This window comes from Luteolibacter sp. SL250 (assembly GCF_026625605.1).
Classification (GTDB): domain Bacteria; phylum Verrucomicrobiota; class Verrucomicrobiia; order Verrucomicrobiales; family Akkermansiaceae; genus Luteolibacter.
In genome coordinates, this window is record NZ_CP113054.1 from 298,155 (window position 1) to 320,901 (window position 22,747).

General features: G+C 64.2%; 15 protein-coding genes. 10 read left to right on the plus strand and 5 right to left on the minus strand.

The genetic code is table 11. The annotated features are described in order from the left end of the window. Positions 1–75: 75 nt before the first annotated feature. Positions 76–339 carry a ribbon-helix-helix domain-containing protein gene (locus tag OVA24_RS01415; RefSeq protein WP_267672753.1) on the plus strand — a complete coding sequence of 88 codons (264 nt, stop codon included), beginning with the start codon at positions 76–78 and terminating at the stop codon, positions 337–339. A gap of 167 nt (positions 340–506) precedes the next feature. Here OVA24_RS01415 and OVA24_RS01420 read toward each other — a convergent pair whose 3' ends face one another. Beyond that, entirely contained in the window at positions 507–1,673 is a 1,167-nt protein-coding gene (locus OVA24_RS01420) for a 3'-5' exoribonuclease YhaM family protein (RefSeq protein ID WP_267672755.1), read from the minus strand. 551 nt (positions 1,674–2,224) lie between these two features. Between OVA24_RS01420 and lepA the strand changes: the two genes are divergently transcribed. The 4 genes from lepA to OVA24_RS01440 all read left to right on the plus strand — a co-directional run bounded on the left by lepA (position 2,225) and on the right by OVA24_RS01440 (position 7,354). Then, positions 2,225–4,024 (plus strand): translation elongation factor 4, encoded by a 1,800-nt coding sequence (gene lepA / locus OVA24_RS01425; RefSeq protein WP_267672756.1) that lies wholly within the window; start codon positions 2,225–2,227, stop codon positions 4,022–4,024. A 69-nt stretch (positions 4,025–4,093) separates the two neighbouring features. After that, positions 4,094–5,017 carry a lipopolysaccharide kinase InaA family protein gene (locus tag OVA24_RS01430; protein WP_267672758.1) on the plus strand — a complete coding sequence of 308 codons (924 nt, stop codon included), beginning with the start codon at positions 4,094–4,096 and terminating at the stop codon, positions 5,015–5,017. A 24-nt stretch (positions 5,018–5,041) separates the two neighbouring features. Further along, positions 5,042–6,007 carry a hypothetical protein gene (locus tag OVA24_RS01435; protein WP_267672759.1) on the plus strand — a complete coding sequence of 322 codons (966 nt, stop codon included), beginning with the start codon at positions 5,042–5,044 and terminating at the stop codon, positions 6,005–6,007. Between the two features lie 12 nt (positions 6,008–6,019). Beyond that, on the plus strand, positions 6,020–7,354 hold the full coding sequence (locus OVA24_RS01440; protein ID WP_267672761.1) for an adenylosuccinate synthetase: 1,335 nt from the start codon (positions 6,020–6,022) through the stop codon (positions 7,352–7,354). 9 nt (positions 7,355–7,363) lie between these two features. Here the strand turns inward: OVA24_RS01440 and OVA24_RS01445 are convergent, their stop codons facing one another. Continuing rightward, positions 7,364–8,011 (minus strand): dioxygenase family protein, encoded by a 648-nt coding sequence (locus OVA24_RS01445; RefSeq protein WP_267672763.1) that lies wholly within the window; start codon positions 8,009–8,011, stop codon positions 7,364–7,366. 82 nt (positions 8,012–8,093) lie between these two features. On the opposite strand from OVA24_RS01445, the gene rlmN reads away from it, so the two are divergent. Continuing rightward, positions 8,094–9,173 (plus strand): dual-specificity RNA methyltransferase RlmN, encoded by a 1,080-nt coding sequence (gene rlmN, locus OVA24_RS01450; protein ID WP_267672765.1) that lies wholly within the window; start codon positions 8,094–8,096, stop codon positions 9,171–9,173. Positions 9,174–9,192: 19 nt separating this feature from the next. Further along, on the plus strand, positions 9,193–11,331 hold the full coding sequence (locus OVA24_RS01455; protein ID WP_267672767.1) for an alpha-amylase family protein: 2,139 nt from the start codon (positions 9,193–9,195) through the stop codon (positions 11,329–11,331). A 294-nt stretch (positions 11,332–11,625) separates the two neighbouring features. Here OVA24_RS01455 and uvrA read toward each other — a convergent pair whose 3' ends face one another. Together uvrA and OVA24_RS01465 are read right to left on the minus strand one after the other, a co-directional pair. Further along, positions 11,626–17,169, minus strand: a complete 5,544-nt coding sequence (gene uvrA, locus OVA24_RS01460; protein ID WP_267672769.1) for an excinuclease ABC subunit UvrA — start codon at positions 17,167–17,169, stop codon at positions 11,626–11,628. 62 nt (positions 17,170–17,231) lie between these two features. Beyond that, positions 17,232–18,917, minus strand: a complete 1,686-nt coding sequence (locus tag OVA24_RS01465; protein ID WP_267672772.1) for a serine/threonine-protein kinase — start codon at positions 18,915–18,917, stop codon at positions 17,232–17,234. Positions 18,918–19,072: 155 nt separating this feature from the next. Between OVA24_RS01465 and OVA24_RS01470 the strand changes: the two genes are divergently transcribed. Next, positions 19,073–19,450, plus strand: coding sequence for a globin domain-containing protein (locus tag OVA24_RS01470; protein ID WP_267672774.1), 378 nt, complete (start codon positions 19,073–19,075; stop codon positions 19,448–19,450). Position 19,451: 1 nt separating this feature from the next. On the opposite strand, the gene OVA24_RS01475 is transcribed toward OVA24_RS01470, so the two are convergent. Continuing rightward, the gene (locus OVA24_RS01475; RefSeq protein ID WP_267672776.1) at positions 19,452–20,852 is read right to left on the minus strand and encodes a CPBP family intramembrane glutamic endopeptidase; all 1,401 of its coding nucleotides are present in this window, start codon (positions 20,850–20,852) and stop codon (positions 19,452–19,454) included. Between the two features lie 55 nt (positions 20,853–20,907). Here OVA24_RS01475 and OVA24_RS01480 point away from each other — a divergent pair, with 55 nt between their 5' ends. After that, a complete protein-coding gene (locus OVA24_RS01480) occupies positions 20,908–21,849 on the plus strand; it encodes a CPBP family intramembrane glutamic endopeptidase (RefSeq protein ID WP_267672778.1) in 942 nt (313 codons plus the stop codon). Beyond that, the gene (locus OVA24_RS01485; RefSeq protein ID WP_267672780.1) at positions 21,846–22,742 is read left to right on the plus strand and encodes a thiamine-phosphate kinase; all 897 of its coding nucleotides are present in this window, start codon (positions 21,846–21,848) and stop codon (positions 22,740–22,742) included. The genes OVA24_RS01480 and OVA24_RS01485 overlap by 4 nt, the downstream gene beginning before the upstream one ends. The last annotated feature ends 5 nt before the right edge of the window (positions 22,743–22,747 follow it).

The window sequence follows — 22,747 nt, forward strand, 5'->3', positions numbered from 1 at the left end:
GCCGTGGGGCAAGATTGCATTCTTCTGCTTGTCCCACAATCTTGACATCTATGGGGACCATATTACGGTTCAGCCATGGCGGAAGGGGTCAATGTGAGGTTCGCAGGCGAGCTTCAGAAGTTTGTCCAATCGAAGGCCGGAAAATCCGGACTCTACGGCTCGGTGAGCGAATACATCCGCGATCTCGTCAGGAAAGACTATGAGCGGGAGGAGAGCCGGAAATGGGCCTGGCTGCGCTCCGAGTTGAAAGCCGGAGCCACCGCCGGGCAGGAGGACTTTGTGGAACTCGACGCTGAATCCATTCTGGCGGAAGCACGGGCATCCAGAACAGGGCGATGAGAATCAGGATTCTTCCCGCCGCGAAGGCGAGGCTTCTTGAAATCTGGAACTACACCGAAGCGCAGTGGGGTGAAAGCCAGGCTGACAAATACTTGCGGGACCTTGTTTCCGCGATGGACGGCCTGGGTGGACGGCGCATGTCATGGAGACCCGTCCACGATGCGGAGCTAGACGGCGTTTTCTTCATCCGGCACGCGCACCACTTCATCTTCTTCCGTTGCTTTCCGGGCGGCGGCATCGGTGTGATCAGCATCCTCCACGAGAGCATGGACATCCCCTCCCGGCTGAGGGATGACTCCGGGGACTGATCCGCTTTCCGCAGGAACGAATACCTCCAGCGGCTCGATGAGGTTCGCGGGCAGGGGGAACATCCGGTCGTAAATGCCGGGGGCGATCTCATTCGCGGTGGCGTAGGCCTCGCGGATCATCTCCATCTTCGCGTCCAGGTTGTCGATGTAGTGGAGCGCATGCGCCTCCGGAGTGCGTGGCAGGACCGGTGAGCCGAACTCGAGCTGCCCGTGGTGGCTGCCGATGAGGTGCAGGAGGTGGAGCCGGACACTTTCCGTCTTCGGCGTGAGATCGTCCCAGACCGCGGCTTCTTCGGAGGCACCGATGTCATGCCACAGCTTGTTCACCAGCTCGATCCCCAGCGGGATGTGGCCGAGCATTTCCCCATAGACGCTGATCTGCTGGGCGAAGCCGGATTTCGGGTAGGTGTTTTCCCACAGCTTGCCGCAGTCGTGGAAAAGGACGCCGGTCAGCAGCAGGTCGCGGTTCAGCTCCGGATAGACCGGGCAGAGGGCGTCCGCGGAGGCCATCATCTGGGAGACGTGTTCTACGAGGCCGCCGCGGCGGGCGTGGTGGTTCTTCTTCGCCGCGCCGGTCCTCCGGAAGCGGTCCCCCATGGTGTCGAGAAAATGGAAACACAGGGTCCGCAGGCGGGGGTCGAGGATGGAGCCGCACAGCGCGGTGATCCGGGCGTAGTCCGCCTCCTGCTTCGCCCGCAGGGTGGGGTCGCCGGAGAGGAAATCCGCGATGGCATCCCCGTCCGGGCGGAACCATTCCAGCCCGTTCGCATTCACCCCGTACTGGTTCTGCGTCCAGGCGGCTTCCAGCCGGAGGATGGCGCCCTCTTCCAGCGCGGAGGCGGAATCGAACGCGGCGGAGTCCGACCACAGCTTGAGCGTGAAATTTCCCGTGGAATCCGCGAACACCGCTTCCAGGTAGGGCTTTCCTCCCTTGGTCATCTTGGTGCCCCGGGACTGGAGCTGGGCATGGATGGCGGCGGAAACGGGGATCTCGCCCGCCAGATCCTTGATGGCAGCAATCGTCATGGGACTCACACCCCGGAGCATGCCAGCACCCATCCCCCTGTCACGAAGGATCTGCCCTGCGCCCAGGGCCACCTCATTTCGGAGGCTCCACCCGGGATTCGAAAAGAATTACCACTGATTGCACTGATTTACTGATTTGAAGAGAAGGAGGAATGGACTTTCTTCCTCCATATTGCCGGATTCTGAATCAGTAAATCAGTGAAATCAGTGGTGATCCACCTGCTTCCTCCAGCAACGCCCGAAATGAGGTAGCCCTGGCCCTGCGCCGCCGGAGCGGTCATCGCGGGGAGCGGGCTACGCATTTTTCAACCACGGATGGGCGCGGATGGACGCGGATGAAGATGGGAAATGAAGTTCCCGGCTATTTGGAAGTGCCGGAATGCGGGGCGTGATGGTTGAACGATACTCTCTTTGAATCCGTGTCCATCTGTGTCCATCCCGTGGTTCATTTCTCCCAAACGAGCGGGTTGCGCCCGCCTGCACCCTTTATTTTTCGTGCCAAGTGCGGCAATCCGTGCTTTCCATCCCCGCGCCGATCCCGTTTTCCGCCCATGTCCACCGAGCTGACACGAAATTTCTCCATCATCGCCCACATCGACCACGGGAAGACCACGCTCTCCGACCGCCTGATGGGTGCGACCAACACCGTGGCCGAGCGGGATGAGAAGGCCCAGCTCCTGGACGCCATGGATCTGGAGCGGGAAAAGGGCATCACCATCAAGTCCCACCCCGTCGCCATGGAGTACAAGGCGAAGGACGGGAAGACGTACAAGCTCAACCTGCTGGACACGCCCGGCCACGTTGATTTCTCCTACGAAGTCGCCCGCTCGCTGGCCGCCTGCGAGGGCGCGATCCTGATGGTGGACGCCGCCCAGGGCGTTGAGGCCCAGACGGTGGCGAACCTCCACCTCGCCCATGAACAGAACCTTGTCATCATCCCGGTCCTCAATAAGATCGACCTGCCCGCAGCGGACGTCGCGAAGTGCCGCAGGCAGCTCGAGGACATCCTCGCCATCCCCGGTGAGGACGCCATCCCGGCCTCCGCGAAGGCCGGCATCGGCATCGAGGACATCCTGGAAGCCGTCGTCCAGCGGGTGCCGGCCCCGGTGGAGAATGCGGACAAGCTGCTCCGCTGCTCCGTTTTCGATTCGATCTATGACACCTACCGCGGCGTCGTTTCCTATGTCCGGGTTTTTTCCGGCACGGTGAAGAAAGGACAGCGGGTGCGCCTGATGGCCACGGACAAGACCTACGAGGTCAAGGAAGTGGGGGTTTTCACCCCGAAAATGACCGCCCGCTCCGTCCTCCAGGCCGGTGATGTGGGCTACGTCATCGCCAACATGAAGTCCGCCGACGAGGCGAAGATCGGCGACACCATCACCGACAACACCCACCCGGCCCCCGAGCCGCTGCCCGGCTACAAGGAGATCCAGCCGATGGTCTTCTCCGGCATCTATCCCGTCGAATCCTCCGACTATGAGGCGCTGAAGGCCGCGATGGCCAAGCTCCAGATCAACGACGCCGCCTTCACCTTTTCCTCGGAGAGTTCCACCGCGCTCGGCTTCGGCTTCCGCTGCGGCTTCCTCGGCCTGCTCCACATGGAGATCATCCAGGAGCGCCTGCGCCGGGAGTTCAACATGAACGTCATCTCCACCTACCCGTCCGTGATCTACCAGGTCACGCTCACGGATGGCACGGAGGTGATCGTGGACAACCCCACCCTCTTCCCGGAAACGCAGACCATCCAGGAGATCCGGGAACCGGTCGTGAACGTGTACCTCATGGTCCCCGGCGAATACATCGGCGACATGATGCAGCTCGTCATGGAGAAGCGCGGCGATGTCACCAACACGGAGACCATCGACGAGATGCGCGTCATGCTTTCCTGCGTGCTGCCGCTGGGTGAGATCCTGGTCGATTTCAACGACCGCATGAAGTCGATGACCCGCGGCTACGGCTCCATGGACTATGAACACGCCGGCTACCGCGCCGCGAAGATGGTGAAGATGGACATGCTCATCGCCGGGGATCCGGTGGAGGCGTTCTCCACCATCGTCCACCGTGACAAGGCGGAGTCCTACGGCCGCCTGCTGGCCGGAAAGCTGAAGGACGTCATCCCGCCGCACCTTTTCGTCGTCGCCATCCAGGCCGCCGTCGGCGGCAAGATCGTCGCCCGTGAGTCCATCTCCGCCATGCGGAAGAACGTGACCGCGAAGTGCTACGGCGGTGACATCTCCCGGAAGCGCAAGCTGCTGGAGAAGCAGAAGGAAGGTAAGAAGAAGATGAAGATGTTCGGCAAGGTGAACATCCCGCAAGACGCCTTCATCCGCGTGCTCAAGAGCGGGGATTGATCCCCGGTGCGGGGGAAATCCCGCTTGTCGATCCCACAGGGTGGGCCATGGTATGCGTCAACGCTGCCAATGGCTCTCACCGCACTCATCTGTCCGCAATGTTCGTCTCCGCTGCCGCGTGTGGCGCTGTGGCGCTCGGTGAAATGTCCTGCCTGCGGGTCGCTGCTCACGAAGACGGAATCGGCGGTGGAGCGTGCCACTTTCCGCGAGGCGTTGAAGCGCGCGAAGGAATCAGCGATCCATCCCGGCACCACCGTATCATGTGCCGGACAACGCTACCGCCTGCTGGAACTGCTGGGCAAAGGCGATGGCTCTGAGGTCCATCTCGCCCGGAGTGGCGGGGTGTTCCCTTTCCTTGCCACGTTGAAGATTTCGCTCAACCAGAAGGCGAAGGATCGCCATGAAAAGGAAGCTGCCGTATTGGGGGAACTGCTCGCGCCGCTGCAGGGAGCAGCCAGCCTTTATGCGGCGCGTTGCCTGCCGGAGGTCATCGCCCATGGGAAGGTGGAGGGCGACGGGCAGCGGCACGCGTTGGTTCTGAAGCATCCTTATGGCTATTGGGGCAGCCTGGCGGCACTGGCGGCGAGGTTTCCTGGCGGGATCGATCCCCGGCACGCGGTTTGGATCTGGCGGAGGATTCTGGATACGCTGCACTTCCTCCACTCGCTCGGCTGGACCCATGGCGACCTGAAGCCGCAGCATGTGCTGGTCAACGCGAAGGATCACACGGTCCGCCTGATCGGTTTCGCGTCCGCACGCAGGCACGCGAGTGTGAAGGACAAGACGCGCGACCTGCGGGACAGCGCGCGCATCATCCTCGCCCTCTGCGGGAGCAATTCATCCGTTCCGCCCGCACTCGCCGCCCTGCTGGAGCAGGCGGCGGAGGTGGATACATTCCCGACTTCGGACGGTGCCCCCGGGCTTGACGCCCTGCTCCGTGCCGCCGCGCAGGAAGCATTCGGCCCGCCTTCATTCGTCCATCTCCATCTTTGAACCAACCAACCACCAGCCACCACCATGGGATACGGAAGCTACTCGATCGACGCCCACCGGGCACTCACCGCGGGCCGCGCCCACAAGGGACTGAACGAAGTGTTCAGCCAGACACAGTGCCATGCCCTGATGAATCCGAAGGGCCTGAAGGTGCGCGAGTGCCGTGACAGCGAGGACCATCCGGATTCGCTGGGAGTCATCTTCGCGCTCGATGTGACGGGGTCGATGGGGAGCATCCCGCATCTGCTTGCGAAACAGGAACTGCCGAATTTCATGAAGCTGCTCAATGGCTGCGGACTGCCCGACCCACAGGTGATGTTCATGGCCATCGGGGATGCGACTTCCGACAGGGCGTCCCTGCAGGTGGGACAGTTCGAAAGCACCGCGGAGCTGATGGACCAGTGGCTGACCTGGAGCTACCTCGAAGGCGGTGGCGGTGGCACCGGTTCGGAAAGCTACGAGCTGGGATTCTACATCGCCGCGCAGCACACGGATACGGACAACTTCGCCAAGCGGAAGAAGAAGGGCTTCCTGTTCATGACGGGGGACGAACTCCCCTACCCTTCCGTTTCGCGGCACCAGATCGAGGCGCTGGTCGGATCGAAGCTCGATGAGGACATCCCGGTGGAGGAAGTCATCGCCGCCGCCGCTGAGAGCTACCACCTGTTTTTTCTGATCCCGGATCCGGAACGCGCGAAACGCTGCGGGGCGCGCTGGCGGCAGTTGCTGGGGGACCATGCCATCATCATGGAGTCCCCGGTGGATGCCTGCACGGTGGCGGCGTCCATCGTCGGGATCACCGAAGGCCGGATCAAGAGCCTGGATGATTTGGCAAAGATCCTGATTTCCGATGGCTTCGCCAAGGAGCGTGTGGGTTCCACTCTCCGCGCGGTGGAGCCGTATGCCGCGCTGCTGGGCCTCGGCTCGTCATCCTATGCCAAGGCGGACGACGGCGAGCACAAGTCGTGGTGGAGCAAGCTGTTCGATTGATCCCAGCAGCGTGTGAGCGGGACCCGGCATGCATCCGTCCTCGGCCTCGGTTTCGGGGACTGCGGGAAAGGCCATTTCGTCCATGCCCTGGCGCGCCGGTGGCAGGCGCATACCGTCGTGCGTTTCAGCGGGGGTGCGCAGGCCGGTCACAATGTGGTGGCACGCTCCACGGACGGGGCGCTGCGGCACCACACGTTCTCCCAGTTCGGCTCCGGAACATTCCTGCCCGGTGTCCGCACGCTGTTGGTCGATCCCATGGTTGTCCATCCCACCGCGCTGCTGGTGGAGGCGGAGGCGCTGCGGCTCTGCGGTGTGGACGATGCGCTGGCGCGGATGATGATCGACGGCAGATGCCGGGTCACCACACCCTTCCACCAGGCGGCGGGCCGCCTGCGCGAGATCCGGCGTGGGGCATCCGCGCACGGGACCTGCGGCGTGGGCGTGGGTGAGACCGTCCATCATGGACTCCTGCATCCTGAGCAGTCCTTCCGCTACGAAGACCTGCTCCCATCCGGAAAGGCATCCGCGTTGGAAAAGCTGGAGGCGATCCGGACCACGCTGCTGGATGAATTTTCCGGAGAAGCCGGACCGCTTGCGGAAGAAGAGATGGCCGCGCTGGAGGACGGGACGCTGGCGGCACGGTGGTGGGGCATCGCGGTGGCCGTCGCCCGCCAATGCCCGCCCGCCCGCAGTTATGAAGTGGCGGCCCGCCTGGAGCTGCCCGGCTGTGTCATCCATGAAGGCGCACAGGGCATCCTGCTGGATGAATGGCATGGCTTCCACCCGCACACCACCTGGAGCAGCATCACCACCGCCGCTCTTGGAGAAGCGCTCGGGAAGTTCGGCATCCGGCCGGAGATCAGGCACCATGGAGTGCTGAGGACCTACTTCACCCGTCATGGCGCGGGGCCGTTTCCGACCCACGACCGGACCCTGGACCCGATGTTGGGGGAACCCCACAACGCCAGCGACGGATGGCAGGGTGAATTCCGCCGCGGCCATCCGGACGGCGTGCTGCTGGATCACGCGCTCCGCTCGGTGGGACGGCTCGACGGCTTGCTGGTCAGCCATCTGGATGTCTTCCGGAAGGGAGTCCGGCTGAAATGGTGCGGCGGCTATGACATCGGCGGGAACCCCGAGCCGCTCCGAAGCCTGCCGGAGGGAAAGCCGCGCGACCTCGCGCACCAGGAGTCGTTGACCCGGTTGCTGCAGGGCGCGACACCGCGCTATGAGGCGGATCACCTTTGCTCGGAGGAAGACTATCTGGCCCGGCTGGACGCGGCGACACCGTTGCCGGTCGTGGCAACCTCATGTGGCCCGGAAGCCGATGATGTCAGGTTCCGCTGAATCCCCCGCTCACCCATCCTGCGGTGTGAACCCCATCACGATGTCGAAGGTCACTGCCAGCTCGCCCGCCTTGCTGCCGGGGATGGGCTTGAACTCGCGGATGACGGACTCGCGCTGCGCGGCGTCCTTGATGTTGCGGATGACGAAGTCCTTTTCGTTCGCCGGGTCGCCCTTCACGTAGAGCTGGGTGGTCCATTTCTCTCGGCCTTTCATTTTCACCGCGAAATGGATGTGCGGCACGCGGCCGGGGTATTTCACCGGCTTGATGGTGCGGAAGTAATACTCGCCCGCGGAGCCGGTCAGGAACCGGCCGAAGCCCTGGAAGTTTCCATCCCGCTTTTCAGTGCCATCGCTGCCCTTGTGGAGATAGACGCCGTTCTGGTCCGTCTGCCAGATCTCGACCACCGCGTTGCGGATGGGAGCGCCGTTTTCATCCAGCACGCGGCCGCTGAGGTGGGTGATCTCCCCGAGCGACGGGTTGGTGGAATCGTTGATGATGATGAGGTCGTTGTCCGTATCCAGCGGCAGGTCGGTGGGGTAGAACGGTCCCTCCGTCTGGCGCGGGGTGAGGGTGAGCGCTTCGGCAAAGGCACCGGGGATCCAGAGGCCGGCGGCCCCCGCCACGAAGTTCCGCATGAAATGACGGCGGTGATTCATGCTCCATGAAACACCGGGAAATCCCGTCAGTCAGCAAAATCTTCCGCTTGAACCCGCCCCGCTCCGGCATTCAACTGCGCCCATGGACGCCGTCCCGCAATCCCTCCACGATCCCGGCTTTTCCGGGCTCGAGGACATGCTGCGGGCCGACGGCGTGAACCCCATCCATGCGAAGGCGCTGTGGCGCGCGCTCCACCGGGAGGCCGTGACGGACCTGCATGCGTGCGATTTCTCCCCTCCGCTGCAGGAGTGGGTGGGGCACAACGTGGGCGAGGGAAAGCGCTTTTTTCTGGATGTCCCGGAGGTCGTGGATGAGACGCACAGTTCCGACGGACTGACGAAAAAGTTCCTGCTGCGGCTGCGTGACGGCCAGACGATCGAGACGGTGCTGATGGGCTACGATGGCCGCCAGACGGCCTGCGTGAGCACCCAGGCCGGTTGCGCCATGGGCTGCGTCTTCTGCGCCACCGGGCAGATGGGCTTTGTCCGCCACCTGCGGCCGGGAGAGATCGTCGCGCAGGTGAACCACGTGCGGCGCGTGCTGGGACAGAGCGCCCCGGACAAGCGGCTGCGCAACCTGGTGATGATGGGCATGGGCGAGCCGCTCCACAACTATGACGCCGTCATGCACGCGCTGGCCACCATCTCGGACGTTCGCGGCGCGAGCGTGGGCCCAGCGAAGATTTCCGTCAGCACGGTTGGCGTCATCCCCTCCATCCTGCGGATGGCCGAGGAGGGCAGGCCCTACAACCTCGCGGTGAGCCTGCACGGCTCCACCGAGGAGGAACGCTCCTCCCTCATCCCCGTGAGCAAGCGCTGGTCGCTGGAGTCACTGATCGACGCCTGCCGCCAATACGGGACCATCACCGGAAGGCGCATCTTCTTCGGCTGGACGCTCATCGCCGGAAAGAACGATTCCGAGGAAACCGCCCATCGCCTGGCCGCGCTGCTGCACGGCATCGACGCTCACGTGAACCTCATCCCGCTCAACCCGACGAGCGGCTTTGACGGGCGGACGTCGGCCAATGCCGCCGGGGTGAAGTTCCAGCGCATCCTGCGTGACGCGGGGTTCCCCTGCACGTTCCGCCAGCGCCGTGGCATCGACGTCGCCGCAGGTTGCGGGCAGTTGAAGGCCGATAAAAAGGCCCGCGCCGCTTCGTAGAGCCAGCTCCCCTGTTCTTATGAAAATCCACACGTTCGCCGCGCTCGCCGGCGTTACCTGCGTCGCATCCGCCCTGGAACTGAAACCCGGTTCGGGCGGCATCCGCATCGATGCCGGCAGCCTCGGGGACTTCAACCTTTCCTATCCCGCGCTGGGCACGAAGTCGAACAAGCCGCTGCCGCTCATCGAGGCGCGTCCGGTTGGTGCCAACGCGACGCTGAAGTACCAGGGCGGAACGACCATCGAGGTGGCGACGACCAAGGCGGGCGACATCACCTACACCTTTTCCGGTCTCACGGATGACGTGAAGTCCTTCTCCACCTCCACGCTCATCAACATCTCGTTCGGGCGTGGCGGGAAATGGAAGGGCGGCGGCAAGGAGGGCGACTTCCCACTTGAGAAGGCATCTCCTCCCCATTTCCTCAGCGCGAACGGAAACTCGGTCACCTTTTCCAACGCGTCGGGGGACACCTTCGAACTGAAGATCCCGGACCATTCCTTCATCCAACTGACCGACAACCGCGAGTGGGGCATGGCGGCGTATTCGCTGAAGACCTTCGTCAACATCAACCCTTCCACCAAGTCGTCCAGGATGAAGATCGGCTTCCTCCGCGGACAGGGTGACACCACCGTGCTGGATGCCTTCGGCCAGCTCGCCAGGGAGGACTGGCCCGCCAAGGTGAAGGACGAGGCCGAACTCAAGGCGGACGCCGCCAGCGAGGCCGCCTACTACGCGGGCTTCAAGCCACCGGTGCTGACCGCCTATGGCAGCCTCCCGGGCAGCGGCGCGAAGCTCGGTTTCAAGAAAACCGGCTTCTTCCACATCGAGACCAAGGGCGGAAAATCCTACCTGGTCGATCCGGAAGGAAACCTCCACTTCCACCTCGGCCTCTGCGGTTTCCAGCCCAGCGACGACTACACCTACATCAAGGGCCGCGAGAACATCTACGCCTGGCTGCCGAAGGCGAATGACCCGCTCTTCGCCACCGCCTTCCGCAAGGACGACCCGACCGCCTTCTCCTTCTACGTGGCCAACACCATCCGCAAGTATGGCAAGCCGTATGACTACCAGGAGTTCGGCTCCCGCATGATCGACCGCGTGCGGAAGCTCGGCTTCAACGGGGTCGGCGCGTTTTCCGCCGTCCCCGCGGCGGCCAAGGAAAAGACCTTCCCCTACGTCACCAGCCTGCCGCTCGGCAAATGGTCCACCGGCCTGACGACCATCCCCGGCGCCCACGAAGTGTGGGATCCCTTCGATGAGAAAAGCCGCGCCATCATCGAAAAGACCCTCGCCGAGAAACTACCCGCGAAGGCGGATGATCCGCTGCTGATCGGCTACTTCGTCGTCAACGAGCCCCGCTACGACGAACTGCCGAAAGTCATCCCTTCCCTGAATGCCGACCATGCGTGCAAGCGCGCCCTGGTCGATTTCCTGAAGAAGAAGTACGAGGACATCGCCGCCTACAACACCGCCTGGAAAGCGTCAGCAGCTTCCTTCGACGAGCTGAACGCAAAGGGTCTGGCGGTTGCCACCCCTGCGGCGAAGGACGACGTGAAGGCCTTCACCGGTGTCTTCCTGGAGGAGCTGTTCAGTTTCATCAACACCACCTTCCGCAAGTACGACAAGAACCACATGAACATCGGCTACCGCTTCCAGCCGATCACGATCAAGGACCAGCAGCTCTGCGAGATCGTCGGCAAACACGTCGATGTGAACTCCTACAACTACTACACCCATGAGTTGGACAAGGAGCACCTGAACCAGATCCACCAGTGGACCGGCGGAAAGCCGATCATGCTGTCCGGGTTTTACTGGACTTCCTCGAAGGACTCCGGCCTTTCCGGCGGCCGCCAGGTGGGGAACCAGCAGGAGCGCGGCCTCATCTACCGCAACTATGTCGAACAGGCCGCCGCGCTGGGCAGCGTGATCGGCATCGAATGGTTCACCCTCATCGACCAGGCGGCGACCGGCCGCTGGTTCAGCCAGTACAACGGGGAAAGCGCGAACTCAGGGATCTTCAGCGTCGCCGACCGTCCGTGGAAGCCGATGGTCGAGGAGATGGCGAAGACCAACCACGGGATCTATGACGTAATCCTGGGCAACCGCCCGCCCTTCGCTTGGGAAAAGGCGGCGGTGCTGGAGAAGGATCACCGATGAGTTATCGATCTTCCTGAAATGGAGTGAGGTGCCATGCTCACAGGGAATGCCACAGGCGCGGCAGCGTCATGGAGTGCGGCGGCCCTCCGCCGCTTTGGGGGAGGATGGCACCTTCCGTAAGATGTGGAAGGAATCACCACATCCCAACTTGCGGATGGCATCTTAAATTGGGGAACGCTGTGCCCGCGACTGATAGCGGCAGAAGACTGCCGCACTCCATGACGCTGCCGCGTTCGCAGGGCATACCTTGGATGCGGCATCCCGGGATTTCTGCCGCTGCTCCCCGCCTTGAACTCACAACCCCAACGCCGCCTTGAGGAAAGGCGCGGTGCGCGAGGACTTCGACTTCACGATCTTCTCCGGCGGCCCTTGGGCGATGATCGTTCCGCCGTGGTCACCGGCTTCCGGACCCATGTCAAGAATCCAGTCGGCTTCGGCGGCGACAGCCATGTGGTGCTCGATGACGATGACGGTGTGGCCTTCATCGACCAGACGGTGCAGCACATCGATCAGACGGCGGACGTCCTCCAGATGCAGGCCGACGGTCGGCTCCTCGATGAGGTAGAGGTTCACGCGGCTGAGCGTCTTCAGGTTCCTCGCCGTCACACGGCCCCGGGTGAGTTCGGAGACCAGCTTGATGCGCTGCGCCTCACCACCGGAAAGCGTGGGCGACGCCTGGCCGAGCTGGAGATAGCCGAGGCCGGTGTCCGCCATGAGGCGAAGCGGAGCGGCGATGCGTGGCTGGGACTCGAAGAACGCCGCCGCCTCATCGATGGTCATTGCCAGCACCTCGCCGATGTTCTTTTCACGGAAGGTGACCTCCAGTGTCGCCGGGTTGTAGCGTGCGCCATTGCACGTTTCGCAGTGAACCCAGGTGGACGGCAGGAAGTCCATCTCCAGCTTCACGCGGCCGTTGCCCTTGCAGTCCGGGCAGCGTCCGCCGTCCGTGTTGAAGGAGAAGCGCGATGCATCGAAGCCGCGCATGCGGGCCTCCGGAAGCTGGGCGAAAAGCGCGCGGATGTCGTCGAACACCTTCACATACGTCGCCGGGCAGGAGCGGGAGGTCTTGCCGATGGGTGACTGGTCCACCTCATAGACGTTCTGGAGCTTGTCGAAGCCGGTGGCCTTCTTGAAATGGGTGTTCTTTCCCTTCTTGCCCGCCAGCGCCGCGGCTTCCGCGATGCAGGAGTGCATGAGCGTGGACTTTCCGGAACCGGAGATGCCGGTGAGGACGGTGAGGCGTCCGGTGGGGATGGAAACGTCGATGCCCTTCAGGTTGTTCGCACGGCACTCCGTCAGGTGGAGCATCGCGTGGTTCTTCGGCACCGGACGGCGCTCGCCGCGGATGGGGTGGTTGATTGGCTGCGAGAGCGCGCGGTAGGTGGGTGACTCCGGATGGGCCGCGGCGGTCTTGCGCGACTTCTCGTCCATCTTCGGCGGCTTGCCCTGATAGACGACCTGCCCGCCGAGACGTCCCGCACCGGGGCCGAGGTCCACGAGGTGGTCCGCCTGCGCGATGGTGTCCTCGTCATGCTCTACGACGATGAGGGAGTTCCCCTGATCCCGCAGCGAACCGAGCGTCTTCAGCAACGCGGCGTTGTCCCGCGGGTGGAGGCCGATGGTCGGTTCATCCAGCACGTAGAGGACGCCGCGGAGGTTCGAGCCGAGCTGCGCGGCCAGGCGGATGCGCTGGCTTTCCCCGCCGGAGAGCGTGGTGCCGGAGCGGTCGAGCTGGAGGTAGCCGAGACCGACTTCCTGGAGGAAGGAAAGCCGCTGGCGGATCTCCGGCAGGATGTCGCGGGCGATGAGCGCCTCGCGGTCGCCGCTGAATTTCAGCTTGGAGAAGTGCTTGCCCGCGTTGTCGATGGAAAGGTTCGAGAGCGAGGAAATCGGCGTGGGCCCGAGGTGGACGGAGGCCGCCGTGGGATTGAGGCGGCTGCCGTGGCAGGCAGGACACTCGACGAGTTCATGCGCGTCCATCCGGTCGATCGAGCGGTCGGCATCCATCTCCGCCTCCAGCACGGACTCGAAGCGGGAGGTGTCGAACCGCTGCCTGCGCTTCGGCACGCGGCCATGGCCGCGGCACTCCGGGCACCAGCCGTGCGGCGAGTTGAACGAGAAAAGGCGCGGGTCGAGATCCTCGAACGACTTGCTGCAGCTCGGGCAGTTCGCCTTCGTGGACAGCAGGTGGAACTTCCGGTCGGCGGACTGCACGCGGATGATGCCCTTGCCGATGTCCAGCGCATGGCTGATCGCGGAGGTGTCTTTCGCCGCCTTGCCCAGTTCCGCGACGACCACGTCGATATCGTGTTCCTTGAAGCGCTCCAGCCGCTGGAAGCCCTCCACCTCCTTGTATTTTCCGTCCACCAGCAGCTTGCTGAAGCCATGTTTTCCGGCCCATTCGGCGACCTCGGTGTGGAAGCCTTTCCGGCCCTTGATGAGCGGGGCGAGGATGGAAACCGCGCCGCTTTTCAGATGCTTGCGCACGGCGTTCTCGATGGCGGCGAGCGATTGCTTCTCCACCGGCACCTGGCAGTCCGGGCAGTAGAGCGTGCCGAGCTTCGAGTAGAGCAAGCGGATGAAGTTCCATAGCTCCGTGACGGTGGCGACGGTCGATTTCCCGCCGCCCTGGGACACCCGCTGCTCGATGGCAACCGTGGGTGGCAGGCCGGCGAGTTGGTCGATCTCCGGCTTCTCGAGCTGCTCCGCGAACTGCCGCGCGTAGGCGGACATGGAGTCCAGGAAGCGGCGCTGGCCCTCCGCGAACAGGATGTCAAACGCGAGCGTGGATTTCCCGGATCCGGACAGGCCGGAGACGACCACGAACTGGTCGCGCGGGATGTCGATGGAGATGTTCTTGAGGTTGTGGTGGCGGGCGCCGCGCAGCTTGATCTCATTCGCGGCGGGTGAAGGGGCGGGCAATGCGGCGCGTTCCAGCAGCTCGCCTTTTCCGGAGAGCGCCTTGCGGACAAATCCGCCGGTCACGGTGTCCAGCGTGGCGATGTGCTCGGGAGATCCGTCGCCGACAAGGCTGCCACCATGGGCGCCCGCCTCCGGACCCAGATCGAGGATCCAGTCCGCGGACTTGATGACGTCCATGTTGTGCTCGATGACGAGGAGCGAGTGGCCGCCATCGACGAGCTTCTGGAACACGCCGAGGAGTTTCTCGATGTCGGAGAAATGGAGGCCGGTGGTCGGCTCGTCGAGGATCAGGAGACTGCCGTCCGTGACGCCCTCCGCGCCGCCGGAGAGGAGCTGGCAGAGCTTCAGGCGCTGGGACTCTCCGCCGGACAGCGTGTTGAGCGGCTGGCCGAGCTTGATGTAGCCGAGGCCGACTTCCGCCAGCGGATGCAGGATGGCGCGGATGCTGTCCTGCCGCTTGTCAAAGGACGGCGTGCCGGTGGGGACCGCGTAGAACGCCAGCGCCTCGTCCACGGTGAGGTCGAGGATGTCCGCGATGGACTTGCCGCGGTAGTGGAAATCCAGTGTGGACGCCTTGTAGCGGCGGCCGTTGCAGTCCGGACAGGTGACGTGGATGTCGGAAAGGAACTGCATTTCCACCTTCTCGCTGCCGACACCCGCACAGCGGTCGCAGCGGCCGTCGCCGGAGTTGAAGGAGAAAAAGCCGGTGGTCAGTTCCCGCGCCTTCGCCTCATCGGTGAGCGCGAAGAGCTGGCGGATGGGGTCGAACGCGCCGAGCAGCACCGCCGGAGTGGAGCGCGGCGTGCGGGCCAGCGGTGACTGGTCCACGAGCTGCACGCCGCTGACATACTGCGAACCCCGTAGATCCTTCATCGGAGCCGGGTCCGTCTCGCCGATGTCCTTGCCCAGCCGGGTGGCGAGGTTCGCGTAGAGGACGTCATGGGCGAAGGTGGACTTGCCGGAGCCGGAGACGCCGGTGAGGCAGACGAAAAGGCCGAGCGGCAGGTCCGCGTCCAGCCGCTTCAGGTTGTGGCGGCTGGCCCCGCGGATCTCGATCTTCTTCTTTCCGGGCTTCCTGCGCTTCGCCGGAACCTGGATGGATTTCCGTCCGGTCAGCCAGCCCAACGTGCCTTCCGGCTTGCCCTTGGCGGTCACCGGACCTTCATAGACGAGGTTGCCGCCATGCTGGCCCGCACCCGGACCGATGTCGATCAGGTGGTCGGCGGCGTGCATGACGGCATGCTCATGCTCCACCACCACCAGGGTGTTGCCCTTGTCCCGCAGGCCGTGCATCACGCCCACCAGACGGTCGATGTCCCGCGCGTGCAGGCCGACCGTCGGCTCATCCAGCACGAACAGGGTGCCGGTGAGAGAAGCGCCGAGACAGGTGGTGAGGTTCACCCGCTCGATTTCGCCGCCGGAGAGCGTGCGGGTCGGGCGGTCCAGTGTCAGGTAGCCGAGGCCGACTTCATCCAGATAGCCGAGGCGTGAGGTGATCTCCGCCAGCACCAGGTCGAGCGTGGCATCCTTCGTCTGCGGGCTGACCACGGTCTTGCGGATGCCGGACATCCACGGCAGGAACTCGGAAACCGGCAGGCTCCACAGGTCCGGCAGCGTTTTCCCCGCGATCTTGAAGCACAGCGCCTCCGGCTGGAGCCGCTTGCCCCGGCAGACCGGGCAGGCGGTGTAGGAACGGTAGCGGGAAAGGAAGACCCGCACGTGCATCTTGTAGGACTTCGTCTCCAGCCAGTCGAAGAAACCCTTCACGCCATACCAGTCGCCGGAGCGCCAGAGTTCCTCCAGCTCCTCGGGCGTCAGTTCCGGCTTCCTACGGTCACCGTAGTACAGCCACTCGCGCGTTTTCGCGTCGATGTCCTCCCACGGGACATCCGTGTCCACGCCCCGCTCGCGGCAGCAGCGCATGAGGTCGCGCTGGCATTCCTCGCCCCGTTCGCCCTGGAATGGCTTCACCGCACCTTGTTCGATGGTGAGGGAAGTATCCGGAACCGCCTTGTCCAGGTCGATGTCGATGACCCTACCGAAGCCGCGGCATTTCGGGCACGCGCCGAGTGGGTTGTTGAAGGAGAAAAGAGAGGGCGTGGGAGGCCGTAGGGTGAAGCCCGTAGAGGGGTTGGTCCATCCGGTGGAGAACTCCCGGGAAGTGTCCCCGCTGTGGATGGAGGCGTGGCCTTTCCCGAGCACGAAGGCGGCCTCGAACGCCTCCAGCAGGCGGGCGATGTTCGCCGTGTTGACGGTCACCCGGTCCTGGAGGATCCGCACCGGGGAACGGAGCCGCCCGATCGCTTCCGACGGTGGTTCGTCCGTCCGGAAGATCTCCCTGCCGATGAGCACGCGCAGGTAGCCCTGCTGGTTGAGGAACGGGAAAAACTCCGCAGCTTCCGTCCCGGTCGGTACGGGCACGGGAAAGGTGACCATCGCCGGTTGGTCCGCCAGGTGGTCGAAGGCCCAGGTGGCGGCGGACTCCGGGGAGTCCGGCCGGATCGGCTCGTCCGTGTGCGGGTCGTGGCCGGTGGAGGCACGGGCGTAGAGCAGCTTCAGGTAGTCGTTGATCTCGGTGAGCGTGCCGACGGTCGAGCGGGTGGTGCGGACGTTGTTCTTCTGCTCGATGGCGATGGCAGGCGGGATGCCGTCGATGTGGTCCACCGCCGGCTTGTCCATCCGGTCGAAGAACTGGCGGATGTAGGGGGAGAAGGTCTCCACGTAGCGCCGCTGGCCCTCCGCATAGAGCGTGTGGAAGGCGAGAGAGGATTTCCCGGACCCGGACGGCCCGGTGACGACCGTGAGTTTCCCCAGCGGGATGTCCAGGTCCAGCCCCTTCAGGTTATGCTGGCGGCAGCCGCGGAGAACGATGGCGGAGCGGGACGGTGGAGAAGCGGGTTTCCTCTTCGAAGGCACGCCCGGACTCTATGCCGTAATTTCCCGGCTGCAACGGAAGTGTGGTATTCCCCCCTTCCGGTTCACCTCTTCGGGGTGCCGATCAGATTCCCGAAGTATTGGGAGTCCGCCTGGACCCGTTCGATCTCCTCCTTGAGGAGGATGACAGCGCCGGCGTCGTTCGCCTGCTGCCGCCGGGCGATCTCCATGTTGATGCCGCGGATGTAGATGTCCGCGTTCGGTTTCATCTCCTCGTGGAATTTCTCATCCGCCGCGTCCTGGGCCTTCACGGCATCGGAAAGGGGCGTGGAGTAGGTCATGTCCTGCATGTCCTCGATCTTGAAGGAGTCCGGGATGCGGTCGTTGTTTTCGCGGATGGCCTTGATGGCCTTCGCGGTGCCTGACACGGCGGCGGTGCCTTCCTTGCGCGCGGCGCGGCTGACCTCGCGGTCGAAATTGTCGATGTTCGTCCTGAGCGCCCGCTGGCGGGTGTTGAGCGCGTCATAGGACTTCTTGGTCATGATGTCCCGCGCCCGGTCGAGGAACGGCTGGGGATCGACGATCGGCTTCGGTCCCTCGGCCCTCGGCCGCTCCGGCATCGGTGAGCCGAGCGGGGCGGTCGGAGTGTCGAAAATACGGGAACCACCACTGGAAGGGGAATCTTCCTGGGCCACGCCGGGCAGATCCATCTTGGGCTCACTTTCCACGGGTCTCTGCGGACGGGGCCGTTCCTCTTTGGGGATGGCAATCTCCGTCGTTTCCTCCGCGACGGGAGCAGGAGGCTCCGGCTTCTGGTGGATGTGGGTGTAGTAGTACCAACCACCACCGCCGAGCACCAGCAGGACGATGATCCAGCCGATGCCACCTCCGCCGGAGGATTTCACCACCGTGGTGGAGGCGCGCGGGCGGCGCACGGAAGGCGGACGGTGCGCACCGGCGCGGGCTGCGGCGGCGTAGGCGGGGACGGCGGCCAGTTCCTTCAGTCCGGCCTCCATCGCCCCGGCATCCGGGTAGCGGAGCGCGGCGACCGGCTGGGTGGCGCGTTTGACAATCTCATCGAACTTCGGGCTGCAGCCGCAGATGGTGGATGGCGGGCGCGGGTCCGCGGAAGGGAGCTTTCCGGTGAGAAGCTCATGCAGCATCACACCGAGCGAGAACACATCCGCCCGTGCGTCCACGCGGGACGGGTGGTCCACCACCTCCGGAGCGGTGTAGCCGGGCGTGCCGAAAATAACTTCGCCCTCCTGGGCGGCGGTGCCGATGGGCCGGGCCAGCCCGAAATCCCCCACTTTGGGCCGCTTGTGGGCGTCCAGCAGGACGTTGGCGGGCTTGATGTCCCGGTGGAGCAGGCCCACGCGGTGCGCCTCTGCGATGCCGGAACAGATTTCCGCCATCAGGCGGGCGGCTTCCTTCGGCTCGATCCGTGTCTGGTACGCCGCATGGTAGAGCGACTGGCCCGGAACGAATTCCATGATGATGAACAGCATGCCGTCCACCTCGCCGAAGTCATAGACCCCGATCAGGTTCGGGTGGTTGAGCTTGGCCATGGCCCTTGCCTCCGCAGCGAAGCCATCGCGGAACGCCTCATCCGCGCTGAACTCGCGCGGCAGGATCTTGATCGCCACCTCCCGGTCCAGGGCGACCTGGCGGGCATGGTACACCGCGCCCATGCCGCCGCAGGCGATCAGCGAATCAATCGCATATCCCGGGAACAGCGCGGCCAGCTCCTCCGGTGAAGGAGCGGAAAATGGTTCAGCTTCAAGACTCATGAAATGATAACAGTGGGGGCTTAGCGAAATCCAGCTCTTGCGGCAAGTCAATGTGGCGCAAACCGGCCGTTCCACAAAGTAACGCCCGCTAAGTGGAAAATATTGTGTGAAAAGTGGAGATTGCCGAAGCGGGCCGCTCTTGCCACAACCCGCGCATGTCTTGGGAGAAACAGGTCACCGCCAGGCTGGGTGAGGTCGGACTGCGCAATCTGGTAAGGGAATTTTATCTCAAGATCCGCGAGGACGATTTGATCGGCCCGATGTATCCCCCGGACGACTGGGAAGGTTCTGAGAGGAGGCTCGCGGATTTCATCTGTTTCCGCATCGCGGGGAATCCCATCTATATGGAAACCCGCGGCCATCCCAGGCTGCGGATGCGGCATGCGCCGTTCAAGATCGATGAAGCCGCCCGTGACCGATGGCTGCTGCTGATGGGCGGGGCGATGGATGCCTGCTCCATCACCGGTGAGGAGCGGGAAGCCCTGGAGGCGTTCTTTTTCCAGGTGGCGGATTTCATGCGCAACCACGGGTAGGTCACCACTCGATCCGCGCGTGGTAGAAGATCCATGCCGGGATCTTGATGAGGACGTTGTGGAGGACGTGCAGGAGGATGGCCGACATCAGTGATCCGGTGGCGGCATAGAGCAGGGCGGTGGCGAAGCCGAAGATGGCCACGCTGAGGAAACCGTGCAGGTCGTAGAAATGGACGGAGGAAAAAATGACGGCTGAAAGCGCGGCGGCGGCCAGGATGCCCGTGCGGTTGGCGAGGGAGCGGAACAGCACGCCGCGGTAGAGGATTTCCTCCGCCACCGGAGCGACCAGGCAGGCGGAGACGATGGCGAACACCAGTCCCTGCCACCCTGCGTCCGCCAGGGACAGGCCGCCGCCCGGTTCCGTGTCATTTCCCCCCAACAGCAGGGACAGTCCCGCCCCGGCGGTGACAAGCAGGGCATACACGGCCAGCACCATGCGGAGATGGGGCGGCCCATTCAGCCCCAGCACCCTCACCGCGTGCTTCGGTTGTTTGAAGAGGAATCCGATGGCGATCAGGGTGGGCAGGAACCGGGCGGCGGTGTCCAGCGCCAGCCCCATGAGCGGCGGGAGCGTCTTGACCACTTCGATGCCGATGCCCAGCGCGCTGATGTAGCCGATCCATGCGAGCGTCCCGACCATGAAAACCGTGAGGCCCAGACCAGGAGTCCATGCACCGGCATATCCGCGGCGTTTCGAGCGGAGGCGGGCGGGGAGTTTTCCAAGGGACAGCGGGACGAAGCACAACCCGGCCAACATCACCGCCGCAGCCACGGAAGACGCTGCCAGGGAACGGAAACGCAGCGTCCGCAGGCTGGCGTCATACTTCTCCTTCCACCGTGGTGCGGGTGCCGGTCCTATGCCTTCTCCGATCATCTTCGCCCGCCACCAGCTTCCCCTTTCCCAAACGGGCGCCTCGGGATCATCCGATGCGGCGACGCCCATCCGGTCCATCATGGAATGGACCGGCACGCCTTCCATTTCCGCGCGGATGACGGGATAGGCCAGCAGGCCCGCACCTCCCAGGGCGTTCCGGTCCTTCAGCTTGTCCAGTGCGGTCAGGGCATTCCGGAGTTCCGTGCCGGTGTCCTTCACTCCGGCCAGCCGCCGCATCCAGGCGGGATCCTCCTCCATGGCATCCGCCAGCCGGAGTTCCCGGTCGATCTTCAGCAGGGCGACCTCCTCCGTCCCGGGCGGGTAGCCATCCAACGGGCTGAAATAGTGGTTCCACATCCAGATGCCGAGGATGAAGGCCAGCAGGGCGACCATGGGGTCCGGGATATTCCTGCGGAGCACCTTGCGGTAGGCGTTCTCCTGCGCGCCGCTGCTTGTCCTGACCGTTGCGATGGGAAAAGCATCCGCAGGAGACCGGAAGATGACAAGCCCCGACGGAAGACGGGTCATTTTCCCGCTGGTGAAACCACCGGCATGGCATCAGATTCCTGTCAGTTCCCCACGCATGTCCGATCCGACCGCTCCTGTTCTCATCGCCACCTTTTCCGTCGCACTCGGATTGTTCGTGGCGGCGGCATTCGCACGCTGGAGGCGGAGGGAGAAGGAGCTACAACAAGGAACCAGGCAGGAAAGTCCGGCTCCCCATCTGCCACCGCCGGTCCCGCCGATCTATGGCGGCCCCTCCGTGGCCCCTGCGGCACCGCTTGACGTTACGGAGAGTCCGGGTGTGCCAACCTGGCCCTACCGGAAGCTGGATTTCCTGTGGATGGCCGGAATTTTCGCGATTTTCGCCGCGATGAGCGTGTCGAACACGATGGTGGATGCGGACAAGGTCGCTTTCACCCCCGGCGTGCTCCTCAGTTCGATCGTCTTCCATACCACCCTCACGATGATCACGTTGGCGGCCGTCGTGTTCCGCATCGGTCCGGTCGCCTGGCTGGGTTTGCGGTGGAAGCACTGGCCGTGGGTGTTCCTCATCGCGCCCGCCACGGTGGTGACGATGTGGGTGGTCTTCGGCGGTTTGCATGCACTTGGTTATATGAAATGGATGGAGTCGCTGGGCGTGGAAGCCGTCCAGGACAGTGTGAAACTCCTGCAGACGGCGAAGGACCCGATGGTGCTGGTCCTGATGGCGGTGGCGGCCGTGCTGGTGGCCCCCGTCAGTGAGGAGCTGGTGTTCCGCGGCTACCTCTACCCGGCTGCGAAGAAGTTCGCGGGCCCGTGGATGGCCGCCATCTGCACCGGCCTGGTGTTCGCGGCGGCCCATGGCAGCCTGGCCGCCCTGCTGCCGCTGTTCATCTTCGGCGTGGTGCTGGCCGTGCTTTATGAAAAGACCGGCTCCATCTGGGCGCCGATGGCCGTCCATTTCTGCTTCAACGGCGCGACGGTGGGCATGCAGTTCCTGGCCCGCCAGTTCCCCCAACTCCTGGATCAGGCGACCAAGTGAAGCAGCTCCGGGACATCGGCGAAGATGCGCTCATCGCACGGCTGGTGAAGCTGGTGCCCCACGCGCCGGACGCATCCGGCCCGGGGGATGATTGCGCGGTCATCGATCCCGGCCCGCATGCGGACACCCTCCAGCTTCTGAAGACGGACGCGCTGGTGGAGCGCGTGCATTTCCTGCCGGACGCCGCGCCGCGTGCGGTGGGCTGGAAGGCGGTGGCGCGGGTCGTTTCCGATTTCGCCGCGATGGGTGGGGAGCCGGAGCATTTCCTGATCACGCTGGCGCTGCCAAAATCCACCCCCGTGGAGTGGATCGAGGAGGTCTATCGTGGGATGGGCGACTGTCTGGCGCGTTTCGGTGGGTTGCTGGCCGGCGGGGAGACATCATCGGTGCCGGACGGGTCCGCCGCTGTCATCTCCGTCGCCGCGACGGGAAGGGTGTCCCGGCAGCACCTCGTCCTCCGGTCAACCGCACGCACCGGGGATGCGGTGATCGTCACCGGCCGCCTCGGAGGTTCGCTGGCTGGCAAGCACCTCGATTTCATCCCGCGTGTCCGGGAGGCGGCGTGGCTCGTCCGTCATTTCAGGCCGTCCGCGATGATGGATCTGTCCGACGGGCTGGGCAAGGACCTGCCGAGGCTGGCTGCCGCATCCGGTTGCAGCTTCCGCATTGACGAGTCCGTGCTGCCCGTTTCCCCGGACTGCACCAAGGACCAGGCCATCGGCGATGGGGAGGACTTCGAGCTGTTGTTCACCTTTCCTTCCGGGCAGGTGAAGGATCTCCTTGCGCGATGGTCCGTGGAGTTTCCGGATCTTCCGCTCACCATCATCGGGGAGATGGCCCCCGGAGGGGAAGGAGCGCCGCTCAAGGGTGGTTGGGATCATTTCCGGGGGTGAGCCGT

Bases quoted from the DNA above. Each gene is read 5' to 3' on its own strand.
- OVA24_RS01415 (WP_267672753.1), top strand. From the start codon at position 76: ATGGCGGAAGGGGTCAATGTGAGGTTCGCAGGCGAGCTTCAGAAGTTT.
- OVA24_RS01420 (WP_267672755.1), bottom strand. From the start codon at position 1,673: ATGACGATTGCTGCCATCAAGGATCTGGCGGGCGAGATCCCCGTTTCC.
- lepA (WP_267672756.1), top strand. From the start codon at position 2,225: ATGTCCACCGAGCTGACACGAAATTTCTCCATCATCGCCCACATCGAC.
- OVA24_RS01430 (WP_267672758.1), top strand. From the start codon at position 4,094: ATGGCTCTCACCGCACTCATCTGTCCGCAATGTTCGTCTCCGCTGCCG.
- OVA24_RS01435 (WP_267672759.1), top strand. From the start codon at position 5,042: ATGGGATACGGAAGCTACTCGATCGACGCCCACCGGGCACTCACCGCG.
- OVA24_RS01445 (WP_267672763.1), bottom strand. From the start codon at position 8,011: ATGAATCACCGCCGTCATTTCATGCGGAACTTCGTGGCGGGGGCCGCC.
- rlmN (WP_267672765.1), top strand. From the start codon at position 8,094: ATGGACGCCGTCCCGCAATCCCTCCACGATCCCGGCTTTTCCGGGCTC.
- OVA24_RS01455 (WP_267672767.1), top strand. From the start codon at position 9,193: ATGAAAATCCACACGTTCGCCGCGCTCGCCGGCGTTACCTGCGTCGCA.
- OVA24_RS01465 (WP_267672772.1), bottom strand. From the start codon at position 18,917: ATGAGTCTTGAAGCTGAACCATTTTCCGCTCCTTCACCGGAGGAGCTG.
- OVA24_RS01470 (WP_267672774.1), top strand. From the start codon at position 19,073: ATGTCTTGGGAGAAACAGGTCACCGCCAGGCTGGGTGAGGTCGGACTG.
- OVA24_RS01475 (WP_267672776.1), bottom strand. From the start codon at position 20,852: ATGACCCGTCTTCCGTCGGGGCTTGTCATCTTCCGGTCTCCTGCGGAT.
- OVA24_RS01480 (WP_267672778.1), top strand. From the start codon at position 20,908: ATGTCCGATCCGACCGCTCCTGTTCTCATCGCCACCTTTTCCGTCGCA.